This is a genomic window from Salinibacter sp., assembly GCF_036626415.1.
Taxonomy (GTDB): Bacteria; Bacteroidota; Rhodothermia; order Rhodothermales; family Salinibacteraceae; genus Salinibacter.
The window spans coordinates 1-10041 of record NZ_JAZKRW010000109.1; the positions used below are offsets into that span (position 1 = coordinate 1).

Annotated in this window: 7 protein-coding genes; 4 read left to right on the plus strand and 3 right to left on the minus strand. The window is 63.8% G+C overall.

Features of this window, described 5'->3' with window-relative positions:
• Positions 1-101: 101 nt before the first annotated feature.
• Positions 102-401 (minus strand): hypothetical protein, encoded by a 300-nt coding sequence (locus tag V5A20_RS11100; protein ID WP_332315539.1) that lies wholly within the window; start codon positions 399-401, stop codon positions 102-104.
• A 345-nt stretch (positions 402-746) separates the two neighbouring features.
• Between V5A20_RS11100 and argS the strand changes: the two genes are divergently transcribed.
• Positions 747-2435 (plus strand): arginine--tRNA ligase, encoded by a 1689-nt coding sequence (argS, locus tag V5A20_RS11105; RefSeq protein ID WP_332327357.1) that lies wholly within the window; start codon positions 747-749, stop codon positions 2433-2435.
• Positions 2436-2486: 51 nt separating this feature from the next.
• Here argS and V5A20_RS11110 read toward each other — a convergent pair whose 3' ends face one another.
• Positions 2487-2834, minus strand: a complete 348-nt coding sequence (locus V5A20_RS11110; RefSeq protein WP_332315537.1) for a citrate synthase — start codon at positions 2832-2834, stop codon at positions 2487-2489.
• Between the two features lie 169 nt (positions 2835-3003).
• On the opposite strand from V5A20_RS11110, the gene lgt reads away from it, so the two are divergent.
• A complete protein-coding gene (gene lgt / locus V5A20_RS11115; RefSeq protein WP_332315536.1) occupies positions 3004-3831 on the plus strand; it encodes a prolipoprotein diacylglyceryl transferase in 828 nt (275 codons plus the stop codon).
• A 25-nt stretch (positions 3832-3856) separates the two neighbouring features.
• Here lgt and V5A20_RS11120 read toward each other — a convergent pair whose 3' ends face one another.
• Positions 3857-5878 (minus strand): hypothetical protein, encoded by a 2022-nt coding sequence (locus V5A20_RS11120; RefSeq protein WP_332315535.1) that lies wholly within the window; start codon positions 5876-5878, stop codon positions 3857-3859.
• A gap of 604 nt (positions 5879-6482) precedes the next feature.
• Between V5A20_RS11120 and V5A20_RS11125 the strand changes: the two genes are divergently transcribed.
• The gene (locus V5A20_RS11125; RefSeq protein ID WP_332315534.1) at positions 6483-7679 is read left to right on the plus strand and encodes a DUF819 family protein; all 1197 of its coding nucleotides are present in this window, start codon (positions 6483-6485) and stop codon (positions 7677-7679) included.
• Between the two features lie 116 nt (positions 7680-7795).
• Positions 7796-10041, plus strand: a 2246-nt coding sequence (gene dnaE, locus V5A20_RS11130; RefSeq protein WP_332327358.1) for a DNA polymerase III subunit alpha, incomplete at its 3' end; no start/stop codon positions are given.

Consider the following 10041-nt stretch of genomic DNA (forward strand, 5'->3'; position numbering starts at 1 on the left):
TAGCCGGGCATCTCTTCGGAGCGGTCGAGGGCGTCGAACGAGTGGACGGGCATGGTGAGGGCATGGCTAAAGGAACGGTACGTAACGGGTATTCCCTCAACTCACCGAGGGCTCGATCGTTGCGTCTGCCCGGGGCTCAGACGCCGGATCATGGCCGTGTCCACGCTGTCCGGCGGGGTGTAGACGGGCATGCTCGTTGCCGGCGGCGGCTCCGTGTACATCAGAATCCCAGGATCGACCTCGGCCGCGCCAAACGCATCTGTTGTGTCGTGCGGCAGGTGGAGCGAATCTGGGACCTGGGAAAGCGAATCGAGCCCCCACCGCGTCGGCTCTCCGAGGCGGGCTGTGTGGCCCGCCCCCAGCACGGCCGACGGCGGCGTGGCCGAGACTGTCCTCTCCATCCCTTGCGCACAGCCGAATAGAACGACGGATCCCACAATCAGAAGAGCGGCGAGAGGAGCGAGCCGAGACATGGGCGAAGCGAAGCCTCAAGGAGTGAAGATTGTCTTTGATGGCAGAACCTCCACGTGCCCAAAATTATTATCTCTGCGTGAAGAGCTTTGCTGAGCACAGAGGTACCTTTACCAAGAAACGCCTCGAAGCAGTTCGTCACACCTCTAAACGGATAGCCTCGATCCGTTGCGTCCACAAAAACCCATCGAAACAGCATCTTTCCCATTTCGCAGCGTTGATAGGATCTGTAGTTTTGTAGCCTATTGTCGGATTGTTCTATCCATCACGCCCCCATGAAAGACTTCCTCCGAACGCAGATCCGCCATGTCCTCGACGCCCTGGGCGACGTGCCGGACGACTTCGACATCGAGCTCGAAGAACCGGACCGCCCGGAGCACGGCGACCTGGCCACGAACACGGCCCTCCGCCTCGCCAGCGTGCTCGGCGACAACCCGCGGTCCATCGCCGACACCCTGGCCGAGCAGCTGCGGGAGCGCGTCGACCCGGCCCGTATCAAAAGCGTGGAGGTGGCCGGGCCGGGCTTCGTCAACGTCCGCTTCGCGCAGGACTACCTCTTCGACGGGCTCGCCGACCTTCTGGCGCAGGGCGACACGTTCGGGCAGACGGACACGGGGGCCGAGCAGCGCGCACTGGTCGAGTACGTGAGCGCCAACCCCACCGGCCCGCTCAACGTGGGGCACGGCCGCAACGCGGTGCTCGGCGACACGATCGCCAACCTGCTGGCGTGGACCGGCTACGAGGTGACGCGCGAGTACTACTACAACGACGCCGGGCGACAGATGCGCGTCCTGGCACAGTCGGTGCGCGCCCGCTACGAGGAGCTGGCGAGCAACGTCCCCACCACGACCCTCACGCTCGACGACGGCACGACCGTGGAGGTGCCCGAGGACTTTCCGGAGGACGGCTACCTGGGGCGGTACATCGTGGAGATCGCCGAGGACCTGTACGCGGAGCACGGCGACGCCCTCCGCTCCACCGACGACCTGACGCCCTTCCGGGAGGCCGCGGAGCAGGCCATTTTTGCCGACATTGAGGCCACCCTCCGGGACCTCAACATTGACATGGACGGCTACGCCAACGAACAGGCCCTGCACGACGAAGGGCGGGTGCAGGAGGTGCTCGACGGCCTCAACGACGCCGGCTATACCTACGAGGAGAACGGAGCGCTCTGGTTTAAGACCACCGAGTTCGGCAAAGAGGACGACACGGTGCTCGTGAAGCAGACCGGCGAGCCTACGTACCGCACCCCCGACATCGCCTACCACGCTGCCAAATTCGAGCGCGGCTTCGACCTGATGGTCGACGTCTTCGGGGCCGACCACCACGCGGCCTACCCGGACGTGCTGAGCGCACTCGACGTGCTCGGCCACGATACGGACCGGATCGACGTGGTGCTCTATCAGTTTGTGACGCTCGTGCGGGGCGACGAGCCGGTCAAGATGAGCACGCGCCGCGCCAACTACGTGACGCTGGACGATCTCATCGACCGGGTGGGCGCCGACGTGACCCGCTTTTTCTTCCTCATGCGCTCCCCCGACACACACCTAAACTTCGACCTGGAGCTGGCGGAGGAGGAGAGCGAGAACAATCCCGTCTTCTACCTCCAGTACGCCCACGCCCGCATCTGCTCGGTCCTCGACAAGGCCGAGGAGGTGGGCTTTTCGCACGACGAGGGCGCCGACCTGTCCCTGCTGACGCACGAAGACGAGGTGGCCCTCATCAAGGAACTGCTCCGCTTTCCGCAAGAGCTGCAAAACGCCGCAGAGGCCCGGGCCCCCCACTTTGTCCCCAACTACCTGCGGGACGTGGCCACCGCGTTCTCGCAATTCTACGACAACTGCCGCATCATCGGCGAAGAGGACGAACTGGCGTCGGCCCGCATGCGACTCGCCCGGGCCGCGAAGACTGTGCTCAAGAATGGACTGACCGTGCTCGGCATTTCTGCCCCCCGCCAGATGTGAGCGGGAGGTCGCAACTGCGCGCGGACGGCACGCAGCCCCGCCGTCCTTCGTCTACGCCGCAACCGGTCGGGAGATGGACGCCCCTTCCAGAATGGACTCGAGTTCAAGCATCGTCACGGCCCCGTCGAGCAGCGCGTCGAGCCGAAGCACCTCCTCGGAGTCGAGCACGACCGTGGGGTGCCCGTCCACGCGGAGCTGCCACCGACAGTCGTGCTCGCAGTGATACACTTCACGGGCCAGCGATCGGGTGGTGGTGCGAAGGGCCGGCACGTCCGACGGCGCCAGCACCCAGCTCGTGCCGCCAAAATTCAAGCGGATACGGCCTTGTGCGACGCGCTCCACGGAGCCGTGATCGGTCGCGAAGAGAGCAGAAGTGTCGGACGGAACAGAAGAAGCCATAAGGAGCGAGCCGAAAGTACTGAGGATGCTGCCGGCTATTTAGATCGAATCTAAATCGCCGAGGTTTCTGGCTCCGCCACAGTCGCGCGTAAAGGTTGAATGAAGCCCTGAACGCGACGAGACAAAATCGCTTGGTACAGTGTCGATTTTTCACTTCTCCCACCCCCGTATGCTCTTGCAGATCCACTGGGACGTCGACCCGACGATCTTTCGTTGGGGCCTCCTGGCCCCGCGCTGGTACGGCCTCTTGTTCGCACTGGGCTTCCTGATCGGGTTTTACCTGATGCGGCGCGTCTTCGAGCGAGAAGGCAAGCCGGAAGAGGATCTCGACTACCTGCTGTTTTATCTGCTGGGGGGCACGATTCTCGGAGCTCGGCTCGGGCACATTCTGTTCTACGCACCGGGCTACTACTTTAGCAACCCCCTAGAAATCCCGATGATTCAGCGGGGCGGACTGGCCAGCCATGGCGGCCTGATTGGGGTGGTGCTGGCGATTTGGATCTACTCCCAGCGGCGCGAGGATCAGCCGTTTCTGTGGTTGCTCGACCGCCTGGCGGCGCCCGTGGCCCTCACCGGCAGCCTCATTCGCCTCGGCAACTTCTTCAACTCTGAAATCCTGGGCGTCCCGACGGACCTTCCCTGGGGCGTCGTCTTCGAACGCGCGGCGCGGGTCCGGCGGGGCATCGAGGCCGTCCCCCTCCACCCGGTGCAGCTCTACGAGTCGATCTGTTACTTCCTCATCTTCGGCCTGCTCTGGCGCTTGTATCGGAGGCAGGGCGCCGACACGCCGCGGGGGCAGCTGGTGGGGCTGTTCTTCACGCTGATCTTCGGGGCCCGGATCGTGCTCGAATTCTTCAAGATGCGGCAGATCCACTTCGAGGCGGCCCTGCCGATGGGGCTGAGCATGGGCCAGCTGCTCAGCGTGCCCGCCGTGGCGGTGGGCCTGTGGCTGTGGCAGCGGGCCACCGCTCCGTCTTCCTCTCCGGCCCGCCACTGAGCCCCCGCTCTCCAAACGCCGACCTCTACGGATCGTCGCCGCCCCCAACGGTCCCGATGCCCCGAGTCGTGTCGGCGTGCTCTCGAAGCTCCTCGACGCTCATCGAGTCGCCCGCCGCCTCGGTGAGCGAGAGGTCCCGCTCAGCGGCTGTGGCGCGCACCGCAGCCATGTGCTCCACGAAGACGGATCGACGGGGCGACAGCGCTTCGGCCTGCTGTACGGCCCACTGCACGCCGTCCCAGACTTCCATACCGACGTAGGTTTTCGCGAGCAGGGCGTAGAGGGCGTAGCTCTCATCGTTTAGCGGCTCGCACCGCCCCCGCAGCACGTCCCGCGCCTCGGCGTAGCGGGCCTGTTTCATCAAGGTCCGTGCCTTCGGCAGGTAAAGCAACCAGTACGACTGCTGTTGCAGAAGCGAGTCGGCCCGGCTCAGCGCCGTCTCGTACTTTTTCTGGGCAACAAGGTGACGAAGCACCTCCACCTCCGGGGCCGCGTAGGACGAGTCGAGCTCCCGAGCTCGCAGGAAATCCTGCCGGGCCGCCGACGTGTCGCCTCGCGCCTGCTTCACCTGCCCAAGTTCGTAGTACAGTGGCGCATAGGGCTCGGCCAAGCGTGCGGCCAGCTGGAGTCGGTCCTCGGCCGCCCCAAGCTCCCCCGCTCGCCGGTGCGACCGGGCTTCCTCCGCGAGCGTGCGGGCACGCCCCGACACGTCCTCGGGGGGAAGCTCACTGGCCAGTCGCCACTGCTCCATGTCATTGAGCAAGGCCAGGTCCGTCACTTTTTCCAAGGCGCGCCCCCACGCTTCTGTGAACCGCGCCTGATCACCGGCGAGAACCGCGTTCATGGCCGCAACAATCTCGTAGTAGGGCTGATGGGCTGCGGGTCGGCGCAGTCGAAGGCTCTCCATAATTTCTTCCCCAAAGACCTCCCGTCGCTCGTGAATGTTTTCGTTCACAAGTTGGACCACCTCTCGGAATTCGCTGTCCCAGCCTCTCGCGTCTAGCTGTTTCTGTAGCTCAGAATGGCGGGGCTGGCGGAGGAGCGACGGACGGAGACGATCGACCTGCAGGCCCGACGCCTCCAAAGCAGTCTCTGGATGCAGGAGAATCTGAGTGAGTGCGCCGAGGTAAAGGGGGAGTTTGGGATTCTCGTACGTTCCCCGCATAAAGATGCGAAGGGTCTTCCGACGGTACGTGCTCCGGACATTCTTGCCGAGCTGATTGGTGGACTGCATCAGGTCTTCGATACGAGTTCGCACCTCCGTTCTCGCCTCCGGCCGCGCATCGGCGTACGAGGTCAGGACGGTCCGGACCGAATCGAGCCGCACGCGAAACGAGTCGAGGCGGGCCAGTCCGTCGGCACCCGGCTCCTCCACGAGGTCTTCCCGCAGCGCCCGGAAGCGCGACCGAGTCTGGTCGAGCACCTTCGCACTGGCGGTGTCGAGAAGGGCCCGGGCCTCCGGCACGAACGAGAAGGTCGGCTCAACGGCGTCGTGGAAGGGCCGGAGGGCATCGATGGCCTTAAGCGGTGCACCGTCACGCAGAAGGCGCCGCCCCGTCCGGTAGGCTCGTCGGAGAGAAAAATATCCTGGTGCATACCGCTCGTTTAGGGCAAGCCCACCCGTCGTATCTGCCGGATGCTGGCATACGATTGGGGTCATCCAATCGATTTGAGACTTCGGAATCCCCATGACTGCGGCCCGTGCCCCTTCTTCGCCCTCAATCAGTGTCAGCGTCTCGGGAGAAAGGGTGGACGTGTCCTGCACCGGCGTGATCTGTCGCAGCCTCTGTTTGTCTTCGATGTCGAACGCCCACTCTCCCACCGGACGAACAGCCAGATAGAGCCGATCTGCCCCGCGCACAGTTCCGGTGTCCGGCGGCACGGTGCCCTTGGCGTCGGAGTGGGCAACCGTCACGTACTTTTCTCCACTAAACACCCCTCCTTCGTCGTAGAGCAGTTGCACCTCTTGGGCCTGGAGGCCCCGACCGAGACCAAGCATCAGAAACCCAGCCAGAACGAAGCCGAGGGGGCGACAGAATCCAGTCATGTGGAGAACGGTGCGAGTTAAGCTCCATCACTATACGAAAGAGCCGCCACGCAGGGGCCCCGGCCGGCTCTTTTCATGCCCGCGCGAAGATGCGCAGCCCCCGGTTAGCACGACACCTCTCGTGGGTCCGAACCGTCGGCTCGTATCCGTGCATTTCTTCAATCCCTTCCGTGAAAAGCAGGGCCTTCGCGCCGGGCCCCAGCCAAAAGCTGGAACGGGCTTTCTCTTCACCAGCGGGGTAGACACAGGACGTGATCTGCTTCGAGCAGGCGACCACAACTGAGTATGCTTGGCAAGTCAGTTTTAACCACAATAAAAATTCAATCAGGCATATCATCTTTTAGAGAAGGCTCCTGTGGGGCCCCGATACATCTTTCGTCCTGCTGCACGATCCCCATTGCAACGATCCCCATTGCACATGCCCCGCACCGTCGTCATCCGCCGCAGTACAGTCCCTGAGCGGCGGTGACCCCCGCCCCCGGCACACCCCGAGTTTTCGCGCGCATTCCACCCGGGCGGCCCATCGGGCCCGTTGACCCTTTCCCCACGCTGTGGCAGGTTGTGGGCGGTTTCATCGAGGCTTCTCCAAAACAACGTGTTCCTCGTGTTTGCCTCCCCCCTGTTCTCCGAGCCGATGGCCATCATCGCGCTCTTCAGCGCTGTTCTTGGGCTTGTCTTCTGGCTGGATTCATTTGAACGCTTCGAGCCCCTCTTCAAATACCTTCCGCCAGTCATTTGGGCATACTTCGTGCCGATGCTCTTGACCACCGCCGGCCTGACCCCGGCCGAGAGTCCGGTGTACGACTGGATGTCCGCCTACCTGCTGCCCTTCTCGCTCTTCCTGCTCATGATTACGGTCGACCTGAAGGCCATCCTCCGCCTGGGCCCGATGGCGCTGTTCATGATGTGCGCGGGGACCCTTGGCATCATCGTAGGGGGGCCGGTCGTGTTCGCCTTGTTCGGGCCCTTCTTCGAGGATCCGGTGGCCTGGAAAGGCTTTGCCGCGCTCTCGGGAAGCTGGATCGGCGGCACGGCCAACATGGTCGCGATGAAACAGAGCTTCGGCACGCCAGACAGCACGCTGGGGCCGCTCCTGGTGGTGGACGTGGTGGCTGGCTACGGCTGGATGGGCGTGCTTATCTTCCTGAGCGCCTACCAGGCCCATTTCGACAACTGGATGGAGGCGGACACGACGGCCATGGACCGCCTGAACAAGAAAATGAAAAACGCGAAGGACCAGCGGCGGCCCGTTACGCTCCGCGACTTTGCAGTGATGATCGGCATCGCCCTCGCCGCCACCGTCGGGGCCAAGGCCATCGCGGACCTGCTTCCTCAGCTCGGCGACCCCACCGTCATCACGACCAGCACGTGGGCCATCCTACTTGTGGTGACCGGAGGACTTTTGCTGTCGTTTACGCCCCTTCAATCCATGGAAGACGCCGGGGCGTCGCGGCTCGGCTACTTTGCGCTCTATCTGCTCCTTACCTCGATCGGCGCAAAGGCCGACCTCGCCGCGGTGTTGGATGTGCCCCTGTACTTGCTGGCCGGCATCGTGTGGATTCTCATCCACATCGCGTTTCTGATGGCCGCGGCGCGGATGGTGAAGGCGCCCCTCTTCTTTGTGGCCACGGGCAGCATGGCCAATGTGGGCGGGGCGGCCAGCGCCCCCATCGTAGCAGGGGTCTACCTGCCGGCCATGGCCCCGGTCGGCCTGCTCATGGGCGTGGCCGGCTACATCCTGGGCATCTACGCGGCACTCGGGTGCGGCTGGCTCATCAGTATGGTAGCGGTGGGCCTCTAGCTCCGGAGGCCGCGGCGTTGATTCCGGAGCAGGCATCGCTTTAGTTGGTCGGTGCTGTAGGCGTTCTTTTCTCCCTTTCGTCTCGTGCACCGTTCCCCCGACGCTTCAACCGCCGTATGCCCGAGTTTTCGCACCTTCACTGCCACACGCAGTACTCGCTTCTCGACGGCGCCGCCGGCATTGACAACCTCATCGAGAGCGCCGAGCGGCGCGACATTCCGGCCGTTGCCATTACCGACCACGGCAATCTCTACGGGGTCCCCGAGTTCTACACGACCGCGAAGAAGTCCGATGTCGACCCGATTATCGGCTGCGAGTTCTACCTGACGCCGAGCGGCATCCAGGACCAGTCCGACCCCACCCGCTACCACCAGGTCCTCCTGGCCAAAGACCAGACCGGCTACGAGAACCTGATGCAGCTCTCCTCCACCTCGTTCCTGGAGGGCTTCTACTACAAGCCGCGCATCGATCTCGACCTGCTCCGCGAGCACCACGAGGGCCTCGTGGCCACCACCTGCTGCCTGCAGGGCCAGGTGCCGCAGATGATTCTGAATCAGGGCGAGGCGGCGGCCCAAGAGAAGTTCGAGGAGTACCTCGACATCTTCGGGGACGACTACTACATCGAGATCCAGGACCACGACATCGACGACCAGCACACCATCAACGAGGTGCTGCTGGGGTGGGCACGGGAGTACGACGTGGAGGTGCTGGCCACCAACGACGTCCACTACGTCGACCGGCAGGACCACGAGGCGCAGGACATTCTGCTCTGTCTGCAGACGGGGGACGACTACAACGACCCCGACCGGATGCGATTCAGCAACGACCAGTTCTACCTCAAGGACCCGGAGGGGATGACGGAGGCCCTCACGGGCATCCCGGAGGAGTTTCAGCGCGAGGCGCTCGTCAATACGAACAAAGTGGCCGACAAGTGCTCGCTCGACCTTCCGATGGGAGACCTCCTGATGCCCCACTACCCCATCCCGGACGGGTTCGAGGACATGGACGCGTACCTGCGCCACCTCACCTTCGAGCGGGCGCAAAAGCGCTACGGCGACCCGCTGCCCCAGAAGGTTGTCGACCGGCTCAACCACGAGCTCGGCATTATCGCCGACGAGGGCTACTCCGGCTACTTCCTTATCGTACAAGACTTTACAGATGCGGCCCGCGAGCTGGACGTGCGCGTGGGGCCGGGGCGCGGCTCCGCCGCTGGAAGCTGCGTGAGCTACTGCCTGGGCATCACCAACGTCGACCCGATCGAGTACGACCTTCTCTTCGAGCGCTTCCTCAACCCGGAGCGCGTGTCGATGCCCGACATCGACATCGACTTTGACGACCGCGGGCGCGAGAAGGTGATCGACTACGTGGTCGACAAGTACGGGCAGGAGAACGTGTGCCAGATCGTGACCTTCGGCACGATGGGTGCCAAAACCGCGGTGCGCGACGTGTCGCGCGTGCTGGACATTCCGCTCGACCGCGCCGACGAGATCGCAAAAATGATCCCCGACGGCCCGGGCGTGGACCTCGACCAGGCGTTCGACGAGAACCCCGACTTCCGCGCGCTGAAGGACGCGGACAACCCGGAGGTCCGCAAGATGATGCAGTACGCCGAGGTGCTGGAGGGGTCGGTGCGGCACACCGGCGTGCACGCCGCCGGCGTCATCATCGCCCCCGGCGAGATCAGCGACTACGTGCCCGTCTCCGTGGCGAAGAGCAAGGGCGAAAAGGTGGTCACCACCCAGTACGACGGCGACTGGGTGGAGGAGTTTGGGCTGCTGAAGATGGACTTCCTCGGCCTCAAGACGCTCACGCTCATCGAGGATGCCGTCGAGCTCGTCGAGGACACCCGCGACGTGGCCCTCAACATCGACGACATCCCGCTCGACGACGAACAAACGTTCGAGCTCTTCCAGCGGGGCGACACGGTCTCGATCTTTCAGTTCGAGTCGACCGGCATGCGGGAGCACCTCCGCACACTGAAGCCGACGGAGATCGGTGACTTGATCGCCATGAACGCGCTCTACCGGCCGGGGCCGATGGAGAACATCCCCACCTACGTCGCCCGCAAGCACGGGCGGGAGGAGGTGGAATATCCGCATCCGATGCTGGAGGACATCCTGGAGCCGACGTACGGCATCGCCGTCTTTCAGGAGCAGGTGATGCAGATGGCCCGTGAGCTGGCCGGCTTTTCCCTCGGCGAGGCCGACATCCTGCGCCGCGCGATGGGCAAGAAGAAGGAGAAGCTCATGCGCAAGCAGCGGGAGAAGTTTATCAAGGGATGCGAGGAAGAGAATGACATCCCGGAGGACGAGGCGGACGAGCTCTTCGACATCATCAACGAGTTCGCTGGGTACGGCTTCAA

Bases quoted from the DNA above. Each gene is read 5' to 3' on its own strand.
- argS (WP_332327357.1), top strand. From the start codon at position 747: ATGAAAGACTTCCTCCGAACGCAGATCCGCCATGTCCTCGACGCCCTG.
- lgt (WP_332315536.1), top strand. From the start codon at position 3,004: ATGCTCTTGCAGATCCACTGGGACGTCGACCCGACGATCTTTCGTTGG.
- V5A20_RS11100 (WP_332315539.1), bottom strand. From the start codon at position 401: ATGGAGAGGACAGTCTCGGCCACGCCGCCGTCGGCCGTGCTGGGGGCG.
- V5A20_RS11120 (WP_332315535.1), bottom strand. From the start codon at position 5,878: ATGACTGGATTCTGTCGCCCCCTCGGCTTCGTTCTGGCTGGGTTTCTG.
- V5A20_RS11110 (WP_332315537.1), bottom strand. From the start codon at position 2,834: ATGGCTTCTTCTGTTCCGTCCGACACTTCTGCTCTCTTCGCGACCGAT.